This window comes from Microbulbifer bruguierae (genome assembly GCF_029869925.1).
Lineage (GTDB): Bacteria > Pseudomonadota > Gammaproteobacteria > Pseudomonadales > Cellvibrionaceae > Microbulbifer > Microbulbifer bruguierae.
Genome location: NZ_CP118605.1, coordinates 74,896 through 96,627, shown reverse-complemented (window position 1 = coordinate 96,627; position 21,732 = coordinate 74,896). Strand labels below are relative to the sequence as shown.

Annotated in this window: 20 protein-coding genes; 6 read left to right on the top strand and 14 right to left on the bottom strand. The window is 57.1% G+C overall.

Annotation, left to right across the window (positions count from 1 at the left end):
- Positions 1–117: 117 nt before the first annotated feature.
- The 13 genes from PVT68_RS00420 to gyrA form a co-directional block, all read right to left on the bottom strand.
- On the bottom strand, positions 118–1,035 hold the full coding sequence (locus PVT68_RS00420) for an MraY family glycosyltransferase (protein ID WP_280320605.1): 918 nt from the start codon (positions 1,033–1,035) through the stop codon (positions 118–120).
- Complete coding sequence (locus PVT68_RS00415) at positions 1,035–1,976, bottom strand: NAD-dependent epimerase/dehydratase family protein (protein ID WP_280320604.1); 942 nt, start codon at positions 1,974–1,976, stop codon at positions 1,035–1,037. Before PVT68_RS00415 ends, PVT68_RS00420 begins: the two co-directional genes overlap by 1 nt.
- Before the next feature lie 115 nt (positions 1,977–2,091).
- Entirely contained in the window at positions 2,092–2,388 is a 297-nt protein-coding gene (locus PVT68_RS00410) for a ComEA family DNA-binding protein (protein WP_280320603.1), read from the bottom strand.
- A 303-nt stretch (positions 2,389–2,691) separates the two neighbouring features.
- The gene (gene pyrF / locus PVT68_RS00405; protein ID WP_407666114.1) at positions 2,692–3,408 is read right to left on the bottom strand and encodes an orotidine-5'-phosphate decarboxylase; all 717 of its coding nucleotides are present in this window, start codon (positions 3,406–3,408) and stop codon (positions 2,692–2,694) included.
- 48 nt (positions 3,409–3,456) lie between these two features.
- Positions 3,457–4,647 carry a lipopolysaccharide assembly protein LapB gene (lapB, locus tag PVT68_RS00400; RefSeq protein WP_280320602.1) on the bottom strand — a complete coding sequence of 397 codons (1,191 nt, stop codon included), beginning with the start codon at positions 4,645–4,647 and terminating at the stop codon, positions 3,457–3,459.
- A gap of 1 nt (position 4,648) precedes the next feature.
- Positions 4,649–4,957 carry a LapA family protein gene (locus PVT68_RS00395; RefSeq protein ID WP_280320601.1) on the bottom strand — a complete coding sequence of 103 codons (309 nt, stop codon included), beginning with the start codon at positions 4,955–4,957 and terminating at the stop codon, positions 4,649–4,651.
- Positions 4,958–5,034: 77 nt separating this feature from the next.
- Positions 5,035–5,343 (bottom strand): integration host factor subunit beta, encoded by a 309-nt coding sequence (ihfB, locus tag PVT68_RS00390; protein WP_280320600.1) that lies wholly within the window; start codon positions 5,341–5,343, stop codon positions 5,035–5,037.
- A 140-nt stretch (positions 5,344–5,483) separates the two neighbouring features.
- Positions 5,484–7,163, bottom strand: a complete 1,680-nt coding sequence (rpsA, locus tag PVT68_RS00385) for a 30S ribosomal protein S1 (protein WP_280320599.1) — start codon at positions 7,161–7,163, stop codon at positions 5,484–5,486.
- 186 nt (positions 7,164–7,349) lie between these two features.
- A complete protein-coding gene (cmk, locus tag PVT68_RS00380) occupies positions 7,350–8,048 on the bottom strand; it encodes a (d)CMP kinase (protein WP_280320598.1) in 699 nt (232 codons plus the stop codon).
- Positions 8,049–8,090: 42 nt separating this feature from the next.
- The gene (locus tag PVT68_RS00375) at positions 8,091–10,367 is read right to left on the bottom strand and encodes a bifunctional prephenate dehydrogenase/3-phosphoshikimate 1-carboxyvinyltransferase (protein ID WP_280320597.1); all 2,277 of its coding nucleotides are present in this window, start codon (positions 10,365–10,367) and stop codon (positions 8,091–8,093) included.
- On the bottom strand, positions 10,368–11,471 hold the full coding sequence (gene pheA, locus PVT68_RS00370; protein ID WP_280320596.1) for a prephenate dehydratase: 1,104 nt from the start codon (positions 11,469–11,471) through the stop codon (positions 10,368–10,370).
- A 28-nt stretch (positions 11,472–11,499) separates the two neighbouring features.
- Entirely contained in the window at positions 11,500–12,579 is a 1,080-nt protein-coding gene (gene serC / locus PVT68_RS00365; protein ID WP_280320595.1) for a 3-phosphoserine/phosphohydroxythreonine transaminase, read from the bottom strand.
- A 187-nt stretch (positions 12,580–12,766) separates the two neighbouring features.
- A complete protein-coding gene (gyrA, locus tag PVT68_RS00360) occupies positions 12,767–15,346 on the bottom strand; it encodes a DNA gyrase subunit A (protein ID WP_280320594.1) in 2,580 nt (859 codons plus the stop codon).
- 248 nt (positions 15,347–15,594) lie between these two features.
- Here gyrA and PVT68_RS00355 point away from each other — a divergent pair, with 248 nt between their 5' ends.
- From PVT68_RS00355 to murQ, 5 genes are all read left to right on the top strand, one after another.
- Positions 15,595–16,962, top strand: coding sequence for a TRZ/ATZ family hydrolase (locus PVT68_RS00355; RefSeq protein WP_280320593.1), 1,368 nt, complete (start codon positions 15,595–15,597; stop codon positions 16,960–16,962).
- Between the two features lie 131 nt (positions 16,963–17,093).
- Positions 17,094–17,798, top strand: a complete 705-nt coding sequence (gene ubiG, locus PVT68_RS00350; RefSeq protein ID WP_280322561.1) for a bifunctional 2-polyprenyl-6-hydroxyphenol methylase/3-demethylubiquinol 3-O-methyltransferase UbiG — start codon at positions 17,094–17,096, stop codon at positions 17,796–17,798.
- A 34-nt stretch (positions 17,799–17,832) separates the two neighbouring features.
- Positions 17,833–18,510 carry an HAD family hydrolase gene (locus tag PVT68_RS00345; protein ID WP_280320592.1) on the top strand — a complete coding sequence of 226 codons (678 nt, stop codon included), beginning with the start codon at positions 17,833–17,835 and terminating at the stop codon, positions 18,508–18,510.
- Positions 18,511–18,568: 58 nt separating this feature from the next.
- A complete protein-coding gene (locus PVT68_RS00340; RefSeq protein WP_280320591.1) occupies positions 18,569–19,324 on the top strand; it encodes a YciK family oxidoreductase in 756 nt (251 codons plus the stop codon).
- Positions 19,325–19,568: 244 nt separating this feature from the next.
- On the top strand, positions 19,569–20,495 hold the full coding sequence (murQ, locus tag PVT68_RS00335; RefSeq protein WP_280320590.1) for an N-acetylmuramic acid 6-phosphate etherase: 927 nt from the start codon (positions 19,569–19,571) through the stop codon (positions 20,493–20,495).
- A gap of 138 nt (positions 20,496–20,633) precedes the next feature.
- Here murQ and PVT68_RS00330 read toward each other — a convergent pair whose 3' ends face one another.
- On the bottom strand, positions 20,634–21,005 hold the full coding sequence (locus PVT68_RS00330; RefSeq protein ID WP_280320589.1) for a hypothetical protein: 372 nt from the start codon (positions 21,003–21,005) through the stop codon (positions 20,634–20,636).
- 242 nt (positions 21,006–21,247) lie between these two features.
- On the opposite strand from PVT68_RS00330, the gene PVT68_RS00325 reads away from it, so the two are divergent.
- Positions 21,248–21,625, top strand: a complete 378-nt coding sequence (locus tag PVT68_RS00325; RefSeq protein ID WP_280320588.1) for a hypothetical protein — start codon at positions 21,248–21,250, stop codon at positions 21,623–21,625.
- Positions 21,626–21,732: the final 107 nt, after the last annotated feature.

Sequence of the window (21,732 nt, the reverse complement as noted above, 5' to 3'; positions counted from 1 at the left end):
AGTACGACGCAACCATTCGAACAAAACTAGCAGTCAACTCCGGCGAACTCCGGGAGAAACCCTCTAAACCAGTACATTAAAACCAACTCATCAAAGTGACCCTATCAAAACGGTTTATCAAACCAGACCGAAAACCACCAAAAGCAATGTAATGGTTGACGTACAAAACATAATACACAGTTCAATAAAGAGAGATTTCCTGACACCAAACTTCATCGCCATACGTTGATAAAAATGCTGGCGATGCGCTTCCCACCAGCGCTCTCTTTTCACAACCCTGACCAACAGCGTAGCAGTTGCATCGAGCCAGAACGGCAAAAAAATCATCAATGGAACCGCTAAATTCAGAACGCCTTGCTGCCACCCGGCAACGCTTAGGGAAAATACTGCGAGACCAATCGTGGTGGATCCAGCATCGCCCAGGAAAATTCGTGCGCGCGGCCAATTGTAGTACAGAAAAATAGCGCTACTTGCGGCGATCAAATAGCAGAAATACGCCAACTGCTCGGCGCCCTTGATAAAAAAAACAGAGCCCAGACTAAAGAATCCGATACAGGTTACACCACCGGCAAACCCATCCATACCATCCATAAAATTGTATAAATTCACGACCCAGACGCCGGTTACGACCAGCAATGGCCAGAGAAACCAGAAATGCAGCTCAAGTCTTAACGAATAAAACAGCAGAGACACTGACAGGGTTTGCACGACAAAACGTATACGCGCGCTGAGCGAGCGAAAATCGTCGAAGAGAGAGACGGAGAGCAAAGAAAAAAAGGCGGCAAACACGCCCACAGAAATCTGGACGCCGGCGATTAGGATTCCGACAAAAACACCCGCTAACACAGCAACACCGCCAGTGCGAGGGACTGCAACCTCATGCAGTGAACGATGATTAGGCGCGTCCAGCGCCACTTCTCGTAAGTGCGTCAAAAACACCCACAACATGACCAGTGTTACGGTGCCCGAAAGAATCAGTGGGAAGGCCAGTACAGCAATTTTCGCCCCGCCCCACCAATCGGGCATATACTCCATCAATCACTCCTCAAATACTCACTGAAGCGCACCCTGGGTCGCCACTTCAGCACAGACTTCAAATGCCTTGCACTGTATAGCTCACTTTTTTGCACATCGTAAAAGTCGACTTTAAAACCCACATGAGAAAGAACGTCAAAAATCATCAGCGCCAACCTGGTCAGCACAACACTGTGTTTTATTGCCCGCCCCGTCACAGCCGAGCTGATTGCACGCATGTCATAGAAACTGGGCTCTGCAGCAATAAATATTTCCCCGTCGCAGGAAGACTCACCGATCAGAACAATGGCTCTAAGCAGATCCTCAATGGAAACGAAACTCCGGTAGCCGGTGGCCGGCACCAACGGAAAGATACGCCCCCAGAATTTCAGCCTGCGCCTCCATAAAAATGCACGCTTGTGCACAACACTCTCAGCCTGCCCAACCAAAGGCAACCTGCCCTGCTGCTCACCGTATACTGCTGCCGGCCGCAGAATATTGACTCGAGTCTCGTGACTTCCGGATAGCAACAAACTTTCCGCCACCCACTTACTGCGCCCGTAGGAATCTACCGCGGGCTCGCCCTCGCACTCCGAGGCGACGACACCACTCGTCGCCCGCCGCGCTTTGACACTGGATAGGTAGAGAAAATTATCCGCCCCAGCCCGCTCCGCCAGTGCGAGTAACTCTACCGGTAACTGGCTATTAAGCGTCTTCGCCTGCTGCGGACATTTACGACATTGAGATACAGATGAGACTCCCGCCGCATAAATAACACGATCACCGGAGTGAAAAACTCCGGCAAAATCCTCGGCCGAAAAATTCTCTATTTGAATATGAAGACAGCCAGCGGGACCGCTGACTCGACGGGATACGGAAACAACCTCATGCCCCGCACGCTCAAGGTAATGACACAGAGCGGAGCCGATATATCCGGAGCTACCAACAATTACCCAACGCATCTATTTCACACGCGAGCCATCTCGCATTTTGATACTGACCTGATGCAAAGGATAGCGCACAAAAAAAGACAGCGCCGTTGGGCGCTGTCTCGTTGGCATCGTTGTAGCTGAATTGTTAAAGCTGCATTCGATCCTTATTTTTTTCCAGGGTGGCGATACCTATCCCCTTGACTTCCAACAGCTGCTCAACACTTGAAAACTTTCCATGCTCTTCCCGGTATTGCACGATCAACTCCGCCTTGGCAGAGCCGACACCAACCAACACTTCAGACAGCTCTTCTGCAGTCGCGGTATTCAGGTTGACCAGCATTTGCTCCTGAACAACCGGTTCCTCGGCATTGGCTAGCTGGACGTTTACCAGCAGCAGGCTAACGGCAAACAGTGCCGCCAGTGGGATACGAAAAAATTTCACGGTAAATCCTCCTTGTGAGTTTATCAGTCATCATTCCATGGGACTGCAAACCTCCCCAAGGAGGAGCCGACTTTACCAGTAAATTAATTCGTTCAGGTGTTACACCTTCTTACAAGGCATCACACCCAGTCACCAAGTGGGACAGCGGTACTGTTACGCGTTGTTAAAGCCTCCAAACCGGGGAAAAATGCCGCTGGAACTAAAACGAACGTACTTAATATCCACGACCGCACTTACGGACACATACCGCAATCACGGCACAAAAAATTGCCAGGACGATCAATTTCAGAAAGTTGGCTCTAATCAATCCCGGTTACTTTTTATATCACTCACGATGGCCTCTAGCGCCGCCGCAGGGTTTTCCGCCCCGGTAATCGGACGACCGATCACCAGATAATCGGATCCGCTGTTCAGCGCATCCACTGGGGTAACGATTCTGCGCTGATCATCTGCAGCAGACCCTGCCGGACGAATACCCGGTGTCACCAACGCAAACCCGGTACCACAAGCCTGCTTGAGCACTTGCGCCTCCATCGCGGAACAGACCACACCATCGAGTCCGCTGTTTTTTGCCAGCTGAGCCAGTGCAACCACCTGATCCTTCAACGGGCGAGAAACACCCACCGGCGCCAGCTCATCTTCCGCAGTGCTGGTCAACACCGTTACACCAATTAATAGCGGCCGCCCTTCCCCCAGGGAGGAAAGCGCCTCTGCAGCCGCCCGCATCATGCGCTCGCCGCCACTGGCATGGACATTGACCATCCACACCCCGAGGTTGGCGGCCGCTCGCACCGCTGCCGCCACGGTATTGGGAATATCGTGAAACTTGAGATCGAGGAAAACATCAAATCCCGCAGCCACCAGCTTGCGCACCAGGTCTGGCCCGGCAATCGTAAACAGCTCCTTGCCCACCTTTACGCGGCAAACCGAAGGATCGAGTTTTGCCGCCATTGCCAGAGCATCCCCGGCGTTGTCGTAATCCAGGGCCACAATCACGGGAGAAGAAACAGATTCAGTCAATGGAAACCTCTAATTCAGAACTTTTTCGGCGAAACACCCAATGTGCCGCTATTCGCCTTCGATACCTTTTACCGAGCGCACACTGTCCCAGCGCTTGCAGCTAGGGCACAGCCAGTGTAGCTGGTTGCCGGAAAAGCCACAGTTGCTGCAGCGATAATGGGGGCGACTGGCGATCAATTGATCCACCAGGGTTTTGAGTAGCGACAGATTTTCCCGGGCACGTCCCTGGGTACTGTCGATATGCAGATTGAGAAAGTGTCCCAGGCCTCTCAGGGACGGGCGCATCGCCAGCTGCTTCCCCATAAAGGCGGCGGCCTCGGCCTCACTCTTCTGCTGCTGAATTCTCTCCGTGAGCGCAATCAGCACGCTGTTTGAGGGGTGCTCCCTGAGCAGACTTTCCAGATAGCGCTCCAGCGCCCGCTCGTCGCCAATAGCCTCATAGCAGGTAATCAGGAGGTCGAGAATCTCGGGGATATAATCCGGATTCTGCTTTGGCACCCGTTCCAGCACCTTGATGGCTTCCTGCGGACGCCCCAACAAGTATTCCAGGCGCCCCAACAACAGGTTTGCTCGCACCGAGTGGCGATCATAATTGAGCGCCGCATCGATGTGCTTGCGTGCACTCAGGTAATCCTTACCGTTTATGGCCTCTTCCGCCAACTCACAACAGAAGTGTGCCTGCACCGGCGCCCACTCCTCCGGCAACCTCTTGAAGCGGCGGCTGTGCAGTAGATTGACAGCGTGGATGGCCTTGGCCCATTCGCGCTCATCCCGATACACCTCCACCAGGTATTCGAGACTGACATTGCGCAAATCCGGAGACGTTTCCACCAGTTCCTGCAACAGTCGCTCGGCCCTGTCCAGCCACCCGGCAGCAATATAGTCCCGGGCCAGCTCCAGCTGCGCCTTCTGCTGACTGATACGGTTAAGACTTGGCCGTGCGAGGAGATTTTGGTGAACCCGTATTGCCTGGTCGTGCTCTCCGCGCTTGCGCAGCAGATTTCCCAGGGCCAGATGGGTTTCAAAAGTGGCGCTGCTGACTTCCAGCGCATCGATGAACTTTTCTATGGCGTCGTTGTGACGCTCACTGAGCAGATAATTGAGCCCCTGCACATAAGACTGCGCCAGCGCCTGATGCGGATTATTTTTAGCACCTTTCTTTTTGCCACTCTGGCGACCGAGGTACCAACCGATGGCAATGGCCGCAAAGACGAAAATGAAAAATGTCAGGTCGCTCAAATCAATCTCCGGCAACCTGGCGGCGCACCGTCTGTAGCTCGCGCTCGGTACGCAACAGCTGGCGCTCCAAACCCTTTACCCTGCGACGCTCCGTGTAATACGGCAGCAGGCTGGCAAGAAAACCCAGCATTGCACCAATCAACAAAAATCCGATCAGCCAGAACCCAACACTACCGGGAAATAGCGGATAACCGGCAAACCTTGGGGTAATACTTTCGGGATTGTCCACAGCGAAATAGACGCCCAGCACAATGCAGGCCAGTGCGAGCACCCCGAACAGCAGCCGTGATACCCAACGCAGAAATGACAAGAAAACCTCCGATCCCGGAAGCGGGAATAATCTTTAAATCCGTTACAGTGTTTAGTCCACCGCAACCAGCCCGGCAATCACGCACTCTCGAGGACGTCACGCCGCATCTGCTGATTTACCCTGTCCCTGAGCTCTTTCCCCGGTTTGAAATGGGGCACATACTTACCGGCCAACTCCACAGAGTCTCCGGTTTTCGGGTTCCGCCCTGTGCGCGGGGCACGGTAATGCAGCGAAAAGCTGCCAAAACCGCGGATTTCAATCCGCTCCCCCTCAGCCAATACGCCAGACATAGTATCCAGCATGACTTTGACTGCCAGCTCAACATCCTTAACCGGCAGCTGATCCAACCTCAGAGCAATTTTCTCGATCAGTTCAGACTTGGTCATGCAGTCCGCAATCCTTTCTAAGTCATTGATTATTCTGGGATAGCGGCAATCATCTAATAGAAAGCCGGACTGGGCAACCCCAGTCCGGCTTTCGGATAGCCCCAATTCATCGAATTGGGGCCTTGAATAGCAAGGAATTATTATTCCTTGTTATTCATTTGCGCCTTGATCAGGTCACCGATAGTAGCCGGCTGAACCTGTTCAGCCTGCTTCTTGCTGTGATCCTTGATGGCTTGCTTCTCGTCGTCCTGATCTTTGGCCTTGATGGAGAGGCTGATCACGCGGTTCTTGCGATCCACGCTGGTGATCTTGGTCTCAACTTCTTCGCCTTCTTTCAGAGCGTTGCGAGCATCTTCAACCTTGTCGCGGCTGATTTCGGAAGCGCGCAGAACACCTTCCACTTCGTCCGCCAGGGTGATGATGGCCTGCTTGGCGTCAACTTCCTTGATTACACCCATAACGATGCTGCCGCGATCGTTGGTGGCAACGTAATCAGAGAACGGATCGGATTCCAGCTGCTTGATACCCAGGGAGATACGCTCGCGGTCGGAGTCGATACCCAGGATAACGGTTTCCAGCTCGTCACCTTTCTTGAACTTGCGTACGGCTTCTTCGCCAGCTTCGTTCCAGGAGATGTCGGACAGGTGAACCAGACCGTCGATGCTGCCGTCCAGACCGATGAAGATACCGAAGTCAGTGATGGACTTGATCTTACCGGAGATCTTGTCGCCTTTAGCGAATTTACGCGCGAAGGCATCCCACGGGTTTTCCTGACACTGCTTGATACCCAGGGAGATACGACGACGCTCTTCGTCGATATCCAGAATCATTACCTCGACCTCGTCGCCAACATTGACAACTTTGGACGGGTGAATGTTCTTGTTGGTCCAATCCATTTCGGAAACGTGTACCAGACCTTCCACACCTTCTTCCAGCTCGGCGAAACAGCCGTAGTCGGTCAGGTTGGTTACAACCGCCTTCACGCGGCTGTTTTCCGGGTAACGCTGCTTGATGGATACCCACGGATCTTCGCCCAGTTGCTTCAGACCCAGGGATACGCGGCTGCGATCGCGGTCGAACTTCAGGACTTTTACTTCGATCTCGTCGCCAACGTTCACGATCTCGCTCGGGTGCTTAATGCGCTTCCAAGCCATATCGGTGATGTGCAGCAGGCCGTCGATACCGCCCAGATCTACGAATGCACCGTAGTCGGTCAGGTTCTTCACGATACCCTTGATCGCCATACCTTCTTGCAGGCTGGCCAGCAGTGCTTCTCGCTCTTCGCTGTTCGCTGCTTCCATTACCGCACGGCGGGAAACAACAACGTTGTTGCGCTTGGCGTCCAGCTTGATCACTTTGAAGTCGAGCTCTTTGCCTTCCAGGTGCGCGGTGTCGCGAACCGGACGTACGTCTACCAGAGAACCCGGCAGGAACGCGCGGATGTTGGCAACGTCAACAGTAAAGCCACCTTTAACCTTGCCACTGATAACACCTTTAACCACTTCGTCTGCAGCGTGTGCAGCGTCGAGGATTTTCCAGGCTTCAGCGCGCTTGGCCTTTTCACGGGACAGACGGGTTTCACCGAAACCGTCTTCTACCGCTTCCAGGGCAACCTGTACTTCGTCGCCCACCTGCAGTTCCACTTCACCCTTGTCGTTCTTGAACTGGTCAGCAGGGATAACGCCTTCAGACTTCAGGCCCGCGTGTACGGTTACCCAGTCTTTGTCCACGTCGATAACAACACCGGTCACGATGGCGCCGGGTGCCATTTCAACGCTCTTCAGGCTCTCTTCAAATAGTTCAGCAAAGCTCTCGCTCATTACATTACCTATATATATGGACTCCGCCGACAGCAACTAGGAAGTTTAGTCAGCCACCAGCTAAAGCCCCACCGCGCTGCCAGTACGCGGGTCGGATTACAACAACGGCCGGGCAATTCTGGCTGATCCCGGCCGCTGCTGTTAAAAATTCTGTTAAAAATCGGGAGCCCACAGGCCCCGACAGTCTCAACCAATACGCTGTTGCACCAGGTCGAGCACGCGCTGCAGAACACCCTGGATATCGATCTCGGTGCTATCCAGCACCACAGCATCTTCTGCAGGCGCCAGAGGTGACGTTGCGCGATTCATATCCCGGTCGTCCCGGGCGCGGATGTCCTCCAGCAGGTCGCGGAGGCTAACAGAAACACCCCTGCCCTGCAACTGGGCATGACGTCGGCGGGCACGCTCTTCCGCGCTCGCGGTCAGAAATATTTTGACCGGCGCGTCAGGGAACACCGTAGTGCCCATATCGCGCCCATCTGCCACCAGTCCGGGGGCAGTGCGAAAGTCCCGCTGGCGTTGCAGCAGTGCGTCGCGCACCTCGGGAATAGCCGCCACTTTCGAGGCCGCCATGCTCACCCGCTCCATACGGATATCCTGGCTCACATCCACTCCATCCAGAATTGCACTCACTTCGGCGTCAGCAATGGCAAAGCGGATATCCAGATTCGCCGCGATTCGGGCAACTTTTTCCGCGTCGTCCAGATCCGCACCAGCATTCAGCGCCGCCAGCGCCGTCAGGCGGTATAGGGCACCGGAATCCAGCAGCGCAAAGCCGAGACGATCGGCCACCAGTTTGGCGATAGTGCCCTTGCCGGAGCCACTGGGGCCATCAATAGTGACCACCGGGGCCTGATCAGTCTGAAAGTTTTCTGTTTCGGTCATAACTAAGTCGGTACTGCTTGAGTTAGTTGTAAGGTGAGCAGACTAGCTCACCTCCAGATTCATCCCCGCGCGCCTGGCCAATTCCGCGAAATTCGGGAAAGACGTAGCCACGTTCGCGCAGTGCTGAATGCGGATATCGGCACCGGCGCGCAGTGCCGCCACCGCAAACGACATGGCAATACGATGGTCGCCGAGACTGTCTACCACACCGCCACCAAACACAGGCGCGGCACTATCCCCCCCTTTACCCTGGATGACAATGCCATCCGGCGTCGGCTCGGCGTTAATACCCAGAATCCTCAGACCATCTGCCATCGCCTGGATACGGTCACTCTCCTTGACCCGCAGCTCTTCGGCACCGGTCAATACCGTTTCACCGTCTGCGCAAGCGGCAGCGACAAAAATCGCCGGGAACTCATCAATCGCCAACGGCACCTGATCTTCAGGAATCTGGATACCTTTCAGCGGGGCGTAGCGCACGCGAATATCTGCCACCGGCTCACCGCCCACTTCGCGGCGGTTTTCCAGGGTGATGTCGGCGCCCATGGCGCGCAGAATATTGATAGCGCCATCGCGGGTGGGGTTGATACCCACATGCCGCAGCAACACATCGGAACCGGGCGCGATGGAAGCGGCAACCATAAAGAACGTCGCCGATGAAATGTCTGCGGGCACGTCGATATGACATGCCGTCAGGCTGCCGCCACCAACAAGACTGGCCCGCGAAGCATCTCGCAGCACCTCATAGCCGAAACCGGCAAGCATACGCTCGGTATGATCGCGAGTCGGTGCTGGCTCGGTGGTACTGGTTTTCCCGTCCGCATAGAGTCCTGCCAGCAACACGCAGGATTTCACCTGAGCGCTGGCCATCGGCAGGGTGTAATCAATGGCCTTCAGCGCCCTGCCACCTTTGATCTTCAGTGGCGGACGGCCATCTTCAGCCGTTTCCACCTCGGCGCCCATTTCACGCAGGGGATTGGCCACCCGGTTCATGGGGCGCTTGGAAAGGGACTCATCCCCGGTCAATACGCTATCAAACGCCTGCCCGGCCAGCAGACCCGCCAGCAAGCGCATGGAGGTACCGGAGTTCCCCACATACAGTGGTCCCGGAGGCGCTTGCAAGCCGTGCATACCGACACCGTGGATAGTGACCCGGCCGTCCACCGGCCCCTCGATCACCACGCCCATATCCCGGAAGGATTGCAGGGTCGCCAAGGCGTCCTCCCCCTCGAGAAACCCCTCTACCTCAGTGACACCTTCCGCCAGGGATCCGAGCATGATCGAGCGGTGGGACATGGACTTGTCCCCCGGTACGCGCAGATCGCCATTTACCGCGCCGCCCGGCCGGGCGACAAAAGTTACTTCCGTTGCTTGCATAGTTTCCGTGTACGCTTTTTTGGCCAGCATTTTGGTGAAGTGATCCCGCGCCGCCTTAGCCCGGGTAAATACCCCCATCAGACGTTCACTGTCGCCGCTGGCTATGGCACTGCGCAGAGAATCCAGGTTGGAGGTATAGAGATCGATAGACTTTAAAATCGCGTCCCGATTGGCGAGCATAATGTCCCGCCACATGACCGGGTCGCTGGAAGCAATCCGGGTGAAATCCCGGAAGCCGCCCGCCGCATAGCGGAATATATTTTCATTTTCCGCGTCGTGGGCCAGAGTATCCACCAGCCCGTAAGCAATCACGTGGGGTAAATGACTGGTCGCCGCCAGCACTTCGTCGTGCTCCGCAACCGGCATGGTCAATACCTCTGCACCCACCGACTCCCACATTGTCTGGATACGCCGAAGATGCTGTTCGTCGGTGTTTTCCATCGGAGTCAGGATAATCCGGTGTGCGATGTACAGATCGTCGCGGGCCGCTGTGACACCGCTCTGCTCGGAGCCGGCGATGGGATGGCCCGGCACCAGGAAGTCTGGCACGTCGCCCCATACACGTTGCGCCGCAGTGACCACACTGCCCTTGACACTGGCGCCATCCGTAACCACCACCCCACCGGGCAGCCCATTCTTTAACTGCGCAAACACCGCCTCTACGGCCAGGGTCGGCACCGCAACGAACACCACATCACCGGGCTCCAGCTCAGGCAGTATGGTTTCGATATCCGTCACCGCGCGGTCCACCACACCGAGGGCGACCGCCTGCTCGCAGACCTCCGACCGCCGCGCGACGCCGATAATTTCCCGACACCCGCGAGCGGCTTTCAGACCCAGCGCCAGACTGCCGCCGATCAGACCGACCCCGACAACCACCAAACGCCCTATTTCCTGCACAGTGGTTTCCTGCGCCATGCATCCCTGCCCCGAAACTGCCATTTACAAAACTCCACGCGGGTAAGAACCCAGCACTTTCATATCCGATGCGCAGGCACCCACTTCCCTCAGTGCTGCGGCCACATTTTCACTGTCCCGGTGACCGACAAAGTCGATGAAGAATACATAGGTCCAATTACCGCTCTGGGCCGGACGTGTTTCAACCCGGGTCAGATCAATGCCGTGTTCCTGGAAAGGCACCAGCAGATCGTGCAGTGCGCCCGGCGCGTTGCGCATGGACACCATCAGCGACGTTTTGTCATCGCCACTGGGGGGCACGGCCTGGGTACCGATAATCAGAAAGCGGGTGGAATTGTCCGGACGATCCTCGATTTTTTCGTTCAGGATTTTCAGCCCGTACAGCTCCGCCGCCATATCACCGGCGATGGCCGCCGCATTCCACTCACCCTTCACCCGCCTGGCCGCTTCCGCGTTACTCGCCACCGCCACACGCTCGACATTCGGGTAATAGGAGTCGAGCCATTTGCGGCACTGCGCCAGACTCTGGGCATGGGAATAGATACGGGTAATCGAATCCTTGCGAGTGACATCGGAAATCATCAGGTGTTGATGAATCCGCAGCTCCACTTCGCCACAGATTTTCAGATTGGAGGTCATGAAATTGTCGAGGGTGTGATTCACCACACCCTCGGTGGAATTTTCCACCGGCACCACCCCGTAATTAACCGCGCCAGCCTCTACCTCGCGGAACACTTCGTCGATCGCTGCCAGTGGCTTGGACACGGCGGAGTGGCCGAAATGTTTCAGCGCAGCCTGCTGGGTGAAGGTGCCCTCGGGGCCCAGATAGGCCACCTTGAGGGGATCTTCCAGCGCCAGGCAGGCGGACATGATCTCGCGGAACAAGCGCGCCATTTCCTCATTGGTCAGCGGCCCCGGATTGCGCTGCATGGCCCTGCGCAGCACCTGCGCCTCACGCTCGGGACGATAGAAGAGGACATCCTCGCCGTTGCTCTTTTTTACCTCGGCCACTTCCAGTGCGCAGTTGGCGCGCTCGGAAATCAGCCGTGCGATATCGCTGTCGATACTGTCAATGCGATCGCGCAGCTCCAGCAGGCGCTCATCCTGTTGCGACTTATCTTCAGACATAATTCTCGCCTAGATTTTCAATGTTTTATCAACCGTGACGCCGCTCGAAATCTGCCATAAAGGCGACCAACGCCTCTACCGCTTCCAGCGAAACCGCGTTGTACAGGGACGCACGCATTCCACCCACAGAACGGTGCCCCTTCAGGTTCAGCAATCCGGCCTCTTCCGACTCCTGCAGGAATTGCTTGTCCAGCTTGTCATCTGCCAGCACAAACGGAACATTCATCCGCGAGCGGCTTTCCGTTGACACAGGGCTGGAAAAAAATGCACTGCGATCCAGGAAGTCGTACAGCAATCCTGATTTCTTGAGGCTGAGTTCCGCCATCGCGCTGACACCACCCTGCGCCTTCAGCCACTTGAACACCAGCCCGGACAGGTACCAGGCAAAAGTGGGCGGCGTGTTATCCATGGACTGCGCTTCCGCGGCAATCTTCCAGCTCAGGCTGCGGGGAATATCCGGCAACGCACGATCCAGCAGGTCGTCGCGCACGATGCCGACGGCAATGCCGGATGGCCCGATATTTTTCTGTGCTCCCGCGTAGATAAAGCCAAACTTCTCTACCGGAATCGGCTGCGAAAGAATAGTGGATGACATATCTGCGATCAGCGGACTTTTCACATCCGGAATATACGGAAACTCGACCCCACCAATGGTCTCGTTTGGCGTGTAGTGGAAGTAGGCAGTATCTGCACTCTCTTCCCAGGAATCCGCCGCCGGCGCGTAGGAAAAATTACGGTCCTCGGACGAGGCAACAATATTGACCTCTCCGTAGCGGCGTGCCTCATTGATCGCCTTGTCGGCCCACTGTCCGGTATGGATGTAATCCGCCTGCTTGCTGCCAGCCCCGAACAGGTTCCAGGGCACCGCACTGAACTGCGCAGTCGCACCACCCTGCAGAAACATCACCTTGTAGTTGTCGGGAATCCCCAGCAGATCGCGCAAATCCTGTTCGGCCTGTTCCGCCACCGTGGTAAATTCCCCGGAACGGTGGCTGACTTCCATCACCGAGCAGCCAAGCCCCTGCCAATCCAGCAATTCTTCCTGCGCCTGACGCAACACCGGTTCCGGCAACGCCGCAGGACCCGCACAGAAATTAAACTTCCTCATCGATTCACTTCCACAGAAGAAAACACACTTGAATTAAATCGTCACAAATCCGACAAAATGCGAGAGCATCGAACCAACAACAACGCCTATCACGTTACGTGGATTTCGCGTCAAAGATATTTCACCGGACAAAGTCAAAAAAGGCCGCGAGAATTCGCAGCCTTTTCGGGTTAACAGAGATCCGCCGTCACTCCTCGGCGCCGCCGTCACCGGCCGCACCCTCTTCGTCACTGGCATCTTCGGTTTCCTGGATCCGCGCCAGGCTCACCAGGTGCTCCCCCTCTTTGAGGCGGATAACCCGGACGCCCTGAGTGTTGCGCCCGAGCACAGACACTTCGTCTACCCGGGTGCGCACCATGGTGCCCTGATCGGAAATCAGCATGATTTCCTCAGCGGGATGCACCTGACAGGCGCCGACCAGAGCACCGTTGCGCTCACTCTCGGCAATTGCGATGACACCCTGGGTACCGCGCCCCTTGGTGGGGAAATCGGACGTTGCGGTGCGCTTGCCGTAACCGTTCTCGGTCACCATCATCACCGAACCGCCCTCTTCCGGGATCACCATAGCGATCACGGAAACACCATCGGCCATACGGATGCCGCGCACACCGCGGGACACACGCCCCATGGAGCGGACATTTTCTTCGGCAAAACGCGCCGCCTTGCCGGCACTGGTCAGCAACAACACATCGCGACTGCCATCGGTAATCGCCGTCGCCACCAGGCGGTCGTCGTCATCCAGCTCGATCGCCCGCAGTCCAACACTGCGCGGGCGGGAGAAAGCGGTAAGCGGCGTTTTCTTGACCGTGCCGTTGGCGGTGGCAAAGAAAATAAAGTGATCTTCGTCGTACTCGGATACCGGCATCAGACTGCTGATGCGCTCACCCTCATCCAGCGGCAACATATTCACCATCGGACGGCCACGGGACGCGCGCCCGGCAGTGGGTACTTCGTAGACTTTCAACCAGTACACCTTGCCGTGATTGGAGAAACACAGGATGGTGTCGTGGGAGTTGGCGATCAACAGGTGCTCAACGAAATCCTCGTCTTTTACCTGGGTGGCGGACTTACCCATACCGCCGCGACGCTGCGCCTGGTAGTCCGCCAGCGGCTGACTCTTGGCGTAACCGCCGTGAGAGATGGTCACCACCTTGTCTTCCGGGGTGATCAGGTCTTCTACGGAGAGATCCTGACGGGAAGCCACGATATCGGTGCGGCGCTCATCGCCGTATTCTTTTTCCAGCAGCTCCAGCTCTTCGCGGATCACCTGCATCAGACGCTCAGGGCTGCCGAGAATTTCCAGATACTCGGCGATCTGCTCCAGGCGCTCGCTGTATTCCGCCAGCAGCTTGTCGTGCTCCATACCGGTCAGGCGGTGCAGGCGCAGTTCGAGAATCGCCTGTGCCTGGGCCGGCGACAGATAATAGGCACCGTCGCGCAGACCGAACTCTTTCGGCAGATCGTCCGGGCGACAGGCATCGGCACCGGCGCGCTCCAGGAACTGCTCCACTTCACCCACCGGCCAGCCTTTGGCCAGCAGCGCTTCGCGGGCTTCCGCAGGAGTCGCGGACGCCTTGATCAGCTCGATCACCGGGTCGATATTGGAAATCGCAATCGCCAGACCTTCGAGGATATGCCCACGCTCCCGCGCCTTGCGCAGCAGATATACCGTACGGCGGGTCACCACTTCCTGGCGATGGCGAATGAAGTATTCCAGCAGCTGCTTCAGGTTCAACAGCTTGGGCTGGCCATCCACCAGCGCCACCATGTTGATACCAAAAACGCTTTCCAGTTGCGTCTGGGAGTAGAGGTTGTTCAGAACAACATCCCCCAGCTCGCCGCGCTTCAGCTCGATCACTACACGCAGTCCGTCTTTATCGGACTCGTCGCGCAGCTCGGAAATACCTTCGATTTTCTTTTCCTTGACCAGCTCGGCGATACGCTCAATCAGGCGCGCCTTGTTCAGCTGGTAGGGAATCTCGTGGACGATGATGGTTTCGCGATTGGTTTTGTCATCGCGAACTACTTCGGCTTTCGCGCGAATATAGATACGTCCGCGACCGGTGCGGTAGGCCATCAGAATGCCCGCGCGACCATTGATGGTGGCGCCAGTGGGGAAATCAGGGCCCGGGATATACTCCATCAACTCGTCAATGGACAGCTCGCTGTTGTCAATCAGCGCCAGACACCCTTTGACCACCTCACTCAGGTTATGTGGCGGAATATTCGTGGCCATACCCACGGCAATACCTGAGGAACCGTTCACCAGCAGGTTGGGTACCCGCGACGGCAACACTTCCGGCATCTGTTCGGAGCCGTCGTAGTTGTCGATGAAATTGACGGTTTCCTTGTCCAGATCCGACAACAGCTCGTGGGCGAGCTTGTCCATGCGGATCTCGGTGTAACGCATGGCCGCCGCGCTGTCGCCGTCGATGGAACCGAAGTTGCCCTGGCCGTCTACCAGCATGTAGCGCAGGGAAAACGGCTGTGCCATACGCACAATGGTGTCGTACACCGCACTGTCGCCATGCGGGTGATACTTACCGATCACGTCACCCACCACACGGGCAGACTTCTTGTAGGGTTTGTTCCAGTCGTTCTTGAGTTCGCTCATGGCGTAAAGCACGCGCCGGTGCACCGGCTTCAGGCCATCGCGCACATCTGGCAACGCACGGCCCACAATCACGCTCATCGCATAGTCGAGGTAGGACTGCTTCAGCTCTTCTTCGATATTGATCGGAGAAATTTCTTTGGCTAATTCGCCCATATTTTCAGGCATTCCTTATCGTTAACGCCGCCAGCAGGGCTGGCTCCCTCGGCACCTGGCGCCGCGGCTCTCTGCTCGAGCGCACATGGCAACAGGCTGGGAATCAGGTGGGGCCAGCTGGTCACAGACCCCGATCAAGCGGGCGATTCTACCACAATTGACGCGCAGAAGGACGACTTGTGCACACTTGTTCACGGCTCCCCACGCCGCTAAAGTCTGCGACTTTCCTGCGGAATAAAAAACACACAATGGCCATCAGTAACACCACCGAAAATCACGAGAAATCGAACAAAAAACAACCGATAGACACCCTGATTCACGCCCGCTGGATCATCCCGGTGGTACCCGAGCAGCGCCTGTACGAAAACTGTTCGCTGGCCATCCATAACGGCAAGATACAGGCCCTGCTCCCCAGCACAGAGGCCCGCGGGCGTTTCCTCGCCGCGGAAGAGTTCGACCTGGACAATCAACTCTTAATACCCGGTCTCATCAACACGCACAATCACGCCGCCATGAGCTTGCTGCGGGGATTCGCCGACGACCATCCATTGATGACCTGGCTGCAGCAACATATTTGGCCCGCAGAACAGAAATGGGTCAGCCCCGACTTCGTCACCGATGGCACCCGCCTCGCCATGGCGGAAATGCTCCGCAGCGGCACCACCACCTTTGCTGACCAGTACTTCTTTCCCGAAGCCACTGCGGCCGCTGCCCGCGAAGCCGGCATGCGCGCCCAGATTGCTTTTCCTGTGATTGATTTCCCCAACGCCTGGTCGAGAAACAGCGACGAAGCCATCGACAAAGGCCTGGCCCTAAGAGATGACTACCGCTCCCACACCCGCATCGGTCTCGCCTTTGCGCCTCATGCCCCCTATACCGTGAGCGACGAGACTCTCAAAAAAATCGCCATCTACGCCAACGAACTGCAGATGCCGGTACAAATGCACCTGCACGAAACCGCCGGAGAAGTAGAGGAAGCACAAACCAAGTCGGGCGAACGTCCCATCGAGCGCCTGCACAAACTGGGGCTGCTATCACCACAGATGCTCTGCGTACACATGACCGCACTGAATGACGGCGATATCGACCTGCTGCAAAAAACCGGGGCGCATATCGCCCACTGCCCCCGCTCCAACCTCAAGCTCGCATCCGGTTTCACCCCTGTGGCCAGACTTATCGACGCCGGCGTCAACGTCGCCATCGGCACCGACGGCGCTGCCAGCAACAATGGCCTCGATATGCTGCAGGAGACCAATACCGCCGCCCTCCTCGCCAAAGCGGTCTCCGGCAATGCTGCCGCCCTGCCCGCCCACCAGGCCCTCGCCATGGCCACCATCAATGGTGCCCGCGCCCTGGGGATCGACGATGTGACCGGCAGTATCGAAGTGGGTAAGGCCGCGGACCTTTGCGCCATCGACCTCAATGAACTGGAGCAGCAACCCCTGCACGACCCGCTTTCGCAACTGATCTACACCGCGAATGGGCACCATGTCCGCAATGTGTGGGTGGCGGGGAAACTATTGTTGAAGGATCGCAGACTAATGACCCTGAACGAGCAAGAACTGCGGCAACGGGCGGGGGTATGGCGTGATAGAATCGCCGGTCTCGCGAAATAGCTTGAACGGAATGCGCTTCCTACGAAGCCAAACTCTCAGAATTGAAGGCGGCGCTCCCGGGAACCGTTTCCGGGAGCGCCGCCGCCACCTATGGTGGGTAAGACAGGCCACCAAATGAAAACAAAGCCATGATGACCAACGTAGACCCGGCGGAAATCGCCAAATTTGAACAACTGGCCAGCCGCTGGTGGGACCAGCAGGGTGAATTCAAACCCCTGCACGAGATCAACCCCCTGCGCGCCAACCACATCGATCAGCGTGCTCCCGTCGCCGGCAAGAAGCTGCTTGACGTCGGTTGTGGCGGCGGCATTCTCACCGAAGCCATGGCCCAACGGGGCGCCCAGGTAACCGGCATCGACATGGGCGAAGCCCCCCTCAACGTCGCCAGGCTGCACGCCCTCGAATCCGGCGTCAGTGTCGACTACCGCCGCATCCCCGTCGAAGAACTCGCCGAAGCCGAACCGGAAAGCTACGATGTCGTCACCTGCCTCGAAATGCTCGAGCATGTACCCGATCCCGCCTCCGTCGTACGCGCCTGCGCCAAACTTGTAAAGCCCGGCGGCCAGCTCTTTTTCTCAACCATAAACCGGACGCCAAAAGGCTGGCTTTTCGCCGTCGTTGGTGCCGAATATGTGCTGCGCATGCTGCCTAAAGGCACTCACGAATACGGCAAATTCATCCGCCCTTCGGAACTCGGTCGCTGGGTGCGCGAAGCCGGCCTCGAAACCCGCGACATTACCGGTATGACCTACAATCCGATCACCCGCAGTTACAAACTCGACCCCCGGGACGTAGACGTCAATTACCTGATGCACACCAGTCGTCCGGCCAAATAAATAATCCGCGGCACTCAGCCGCCGCGGAATTAAAATGAAGTACCCGACTATGAAAGCAGTACTCTTCGACCTCGACGGCACCTTGTTCGACACCGCCCCCGACTTCGTGGTGGTGCTCAACGAGTTGCGCCAGCAGGAGCACCTGCCACCGCTGGCTGACGCCACCATCCGTGAAGTCGTCTCCAATGGCGCCCGCGCCATGGTGCGCCTGGGATTCGGCGTCGACGAAGGAGAAGTCGGGTTCGACGACCTGCGCCAAAGGCTGCTCGACCTGTACCTGGTACACCTGGCCAGTCACACTGTACCCTTTCCCGGTATCGAACTGCTGCTGACACAACTGGCGGAAAATGGCATCGCCTGGGGAGTAGTCACCAACAAACCTTCCGCCTACACCATCCCACTGTTACGCGCCTTTGCCCACCTGCCAACACCGAGAGCCATTGTCTGCCCGGATGACGTCGCCCGCCGCAAGCCGGACCCCGAACCCATTCTGCTGGCCTGTAGCCGCATTGGCTGCGCGCCCTCGGAAGCGGTGTACGTCGGTGATCACGAGCGCGACATCATGGCTGGCCGTGCGGCAGGGATGCCAACCATCGCCTGCAGCTACGGCTACATCGACAGCGACGACGACCCCAGCAACTGGCAGGCGGACCACCTGATTCACCATGCCGAAGAAATCTGGCCACTACTGCAGCAGTTTTACCTCAAGTAAAACGCACGACGTAAACCAGAATTGCAAACGACAACCAGAGATAACAACGGACTTATTGATGTCTGAGACCATCACCGATTACACCGCCCGCCCCGACCTGCTCAAAGACAAAATCATTCTGGTTACCGGCGCCGGGGACGGCATTGGCCGTGTGGCCGCGAAAACGTTCGCCGCCCACGGCGCCACCCTGATTCTGCTGGGGCGGACCACGCCAAAACTGGAAGTGGTATACGATGAAATTGAGGCCGCCGGGGGCGCAAAACCCGCAATCCTGCCGGTGGACCTGTCCGGTGTACGATGGGAAGAACTGGAGTACCTGGCTCAAGGCGTGGAACAGGAATTCGGCCGTCTCGACGGCCTGCTGCACAATGCCAGCCTGCTGGGTCAGCGCACCCCCATGGCCAACTACCACTACTCCGTGTGGCAACAGGTGATGCAGGTGAATGTGAACGCTGCCTTCGGCCTCACTAAAGCCATGCTGCCGCTGCTGGAGGAATCTGCCGCTGGCTCGATAATATTTACCGGCTCTGGTGTCGGGCTCAAAGGTCGCGCTTACTGGGGCGCTTACTCGGTATCAAAATTTGCCACCGAAGGCATGATGCAGGTGCTGGCAGACGAAGTGGATGGTGTGTCGAACATCCGCGTCAACAGCATTAACCCCGGTGCCACCCGCACCAACATGCGCGCCGCCGCCTACCCCGCCGAAGACCCAAAAACCGTGGCTACGCCGGAAGACATCATGCCCACCTACCTGTACCTGATGGGCGATGACAGCATCGGAATCAACGGCAAGCAGTTCAACGCTCAGGGCTGAGCCGCCAGCCCGGCAAGCCCTGACCCCGGGCGGGAGAGACCACGTTCTTCCGCCCATCACCCGACGATATATTTTCTCAGTATCTCTTGCGCAATATCCCCTCCTCACTGACTGCAGGAGGTGGTGCCTTCATTCTGCCGGCACTAAACTTTTGGCGGCAAACAATGCCGGTTGCCAATCACCTGTTCGGGCTGTGGCCTTTACTTGCTGCAGCTCAAAAGTCACGCCGCACCGGCGAGGGGACATGAAGATATCACTCGCAAATGAACTTGGATCCCTGGCCAGCGAATCCCGTAATCCCGACACTCTGGATATAGACCTGTTACCCACCACAGGGATTCTGGAAAAAATCAACGACGCCGATGCCAGCGTGCCCGGCGTGGTCCGCGAAGTGCTGCCGGAGGTTACAAAGGCGGTGAACGCCGTGGTCGAGGCATTCCGGTCCGGAGGGCGCTTGATCTATATGGGCGCCGGCACCAGCGGTCGCATTGGTCTGCTTGACGCGGTGGAGTGCCCTCCCACATACGGTGTTCCTGAAGGCATGGTGATCTCACTGATCGCCGGTGGCGAGGCTGCAGTTCACCGGGCGCAGGAAGGTGCGGAGGATAATCCCGAGCTGGGCGAGGCCGATCTGAAACGGATCGGATTGCAGAGTAAAGACGTCGTCGTTGGGATCGCCGCCAGCGGGCGCACCCCCTACGTCACCGGTGGTCTGCGTTACGCCCGCCGCCTCGGCTGCACCACTGTCGCCCTCGCCTGTAACAAGGCCGCAGCCATCGCCAACGAAGCGGACATCGCCATCCTTCCGGAAGTCGGCCCGGAAATTCTCACCGGTTCCACCCGCATGAAAGCCGGTACCGCGCAAAAGCTGGTTCTGAATATGATTACCACCGCCAGCATGATTCGCATGGGCAAAAGTTTTTACAATCTGATGGTGGATGTGAAGGCGACCAACCAGAAGCTGCTGGATCGCACCCGGCGTATCGTGGTGGAAGCGACCGGGGTTACCTACGATGAGGCGGACAGCGTGTTGGAGCAGTGCGACCACAATGCCAAGCTGGCCATTATGATGATATTGAGTGGGCTGGAACGCGAACCAGCAGAAGCCGCCCTCGACAAAGCACGCGGATTCTTACGGCTCGCGTTGCAGGCGGTCGATGAAAGCCACTGATGCACCCGGCTATTTCCTACGGCGAAGTAAAATACCCGCGCCCTAAAACCGGGACAGCATCGCCTCCGGTAATCCTCCCCACGCCGCTGACTGAAAAGTCGCTGACTGAAAGGTTACCGACTTAACAGTTGCCGAAACTTACTCTTCGGCGTGGTCGATGTCTTCTGAGGCTTCAGCAGTCTGATCCACGATTTCATCCGCAATCTCTGCGGCAGTTTCAACGGCGTCTTCACCGGCATCCTCGATGGCTTCGGCGGTTTCCTCCAGTGCCTCACCCATGGCTTCCGGCACATCGGCGAATACATCACCATCGACGGAGGCAGTCACGGCCTGAGCCGCATCACCGGCGTCCGCGGCCACAGACTTGGCCTCCGTCACTGCGGCATCCACCGCCTCAACGATGGCCTGTTCACCATCATCAACCTGCGGCGCAGCAGACTCCATATTGGCGTAGTAGAAATAACCGCCGATTGCGGCAATAGCGAGTGCGGGAACAACGAGCTTTTTCATAGTCTACCCCTGAGAGTGTTGTCTTATGGTTATATTTAAAGGCATTCAGCCTCTTCATTGTTCCACGGCACCAGCTGCGGAAATGTGACCAAAAACCCAAATTGATTGTCCCGCACGCGCCAACAAGGCAGAATTCAGACCTCATCCAACGGGACTGAACAGGCGAAACTGACAATATGCGAATTTCATCCATCCACTGCGGGTTCACCCTGTTTTGTTCTGCCATTCTGCTCGTACCCCCCATGTCACACGCAGAATCTCTCGCGGACAAGCTGCAGCAATGCAGCCAATTCAGTGACGACACCAAGCGGCTCGCCTGCTACGACGGAATTTCCGGCAACCTGCGCCAATACGCCGAACAACAATTCGGTCACGAACAGCAGGTGGCCCTGGAAGAGACCCCGGAGTCCATCACCGCAACCATCCGCGCGACTCAGGCGGGAGCCTACGACAAATACACCTTTACACTGGACAACGGCCAGGTCTGGCGCCAGATAGATAACACCAGAAATATCTGGAAAGGCGGCGAAGAGGTCATTCTCGAGCGCGGTGCCTTCGGATCCTTTTTTATGCGCAAGATCACCGGCGGCCGCTCGTTGCGGGTAAAACGCATTCAATAACGACCGTTTACCAATCACGATACGACTCACATCTTCAGGTCACTGGCGGCGTACTGGCGTGGCCGCCTCCATTTATACTTGCATACTTGCGGATCGCTATAACCAAT

Coding starts and splice junctions, on each gene's coding strand:
- PVT68_RS00420 (WP_280320605.1), bottom strand. CDS start 1,035: ATGGAGTATATGCCCGATTGGTGGGGCGGGGCGAAAATTGCTGTACTG.
- ubiG (WP_280322561.1), top strand. CDS start 17,094: ATGACCAACGTAGACCCGGCGGAAATCGCCAAATTTGAACAACTGGCC.
- PVT68_RS00340 (WP_280320591.1), top strand. CDS start 18,569: ATGTCTGAGACCATCACCGATTACACCGCCCGCCCCGACCTGCTCAAA.
- PVT68_RS00415 (WP_280320604.1), bottom strand. CDS start 1,976: ATGCGTTGGGTAATTGTTGGTAGCTCCGGATATATCGGCTCCGCTCTG.
- PVT68_RS00345 (WP_280320592.1), top strand. CDS start 17,833: ATGAAGTACCCGACTATGAAAGCAGTACTCTTCGACCTCGACGGCACC.
- pheA (WP_280320596.1), bottom strand. CDS start 11,471: ATGTCTGAAGATAAGTCGCAACAGGATGAGCGCCTGCTGGAGCTGCGC.
- cmk (WP_280320598.1), bottom strand. CDS start 8,048: ATGACCGAAACAGAAAACTTTCAGACTGATCAGGCCCCGGTGGTCACT.
- gyrA (WP_280320594.1), bottom strand. CDS start 15,346: ATGGGCGAATTAGCCAAAGAAATTTCTCCGATCAATATCGAAGAAGAG.
- rpsA (WP_280320599.1), bottom strand. CDS start 7,163: ATGAGCGAGAGCTTTGCTGAACTATTTGAAGAGAGCCTGAAGAGCGTT.
- serC (WP_280320595.1), bottom strand. CDS start 12,579: ATGAGGAAGTTTAATTTCTGTGCGGGTCCTGCGGCGTTGCCGGAACCG.
- PVT68_RS00325 (WP_280320588.1), top strand. CDS start 21,248: ATGTCACACGCAGAATCTCTCGCGGACAAGCTGCAGCAATGCAGCCAA.
- murQ (WP_280320590.1), top strand. CDS start 19,569: ATGAAGATATCACTCGCAAATGAACTTGGATCCCTGGCCAGCGAATCC.
- PVT68_RS00330 (WP_280320589.1), bottom strand. CDS start 21,005: ATGAAAAAGCTCGTTGTTCCCGCACTCGCTATTGCCGCAATCGGCGGT.
- PVT68_RS00355 (WP_280320593.1), top strand. CDS start 15,595: ATGGCCATCAGTAACACCACCGAAAATCACGAGAAATCGAACAAAAAA.
- ihfB (WP_280320600.1), bottom strand. CDS start 5,343: ATGACCAAGTCTGAACTGATCGAGAAAATTGCTCTGAGGTTGGATCAG.
- PVT68_RS00375 (WP_280320597.1), bottom strand. CDS start 10,367: ATGGCAGTTTCGGGGCAGGGATGCATGGCGCAGGAAACCACTGTGCAG.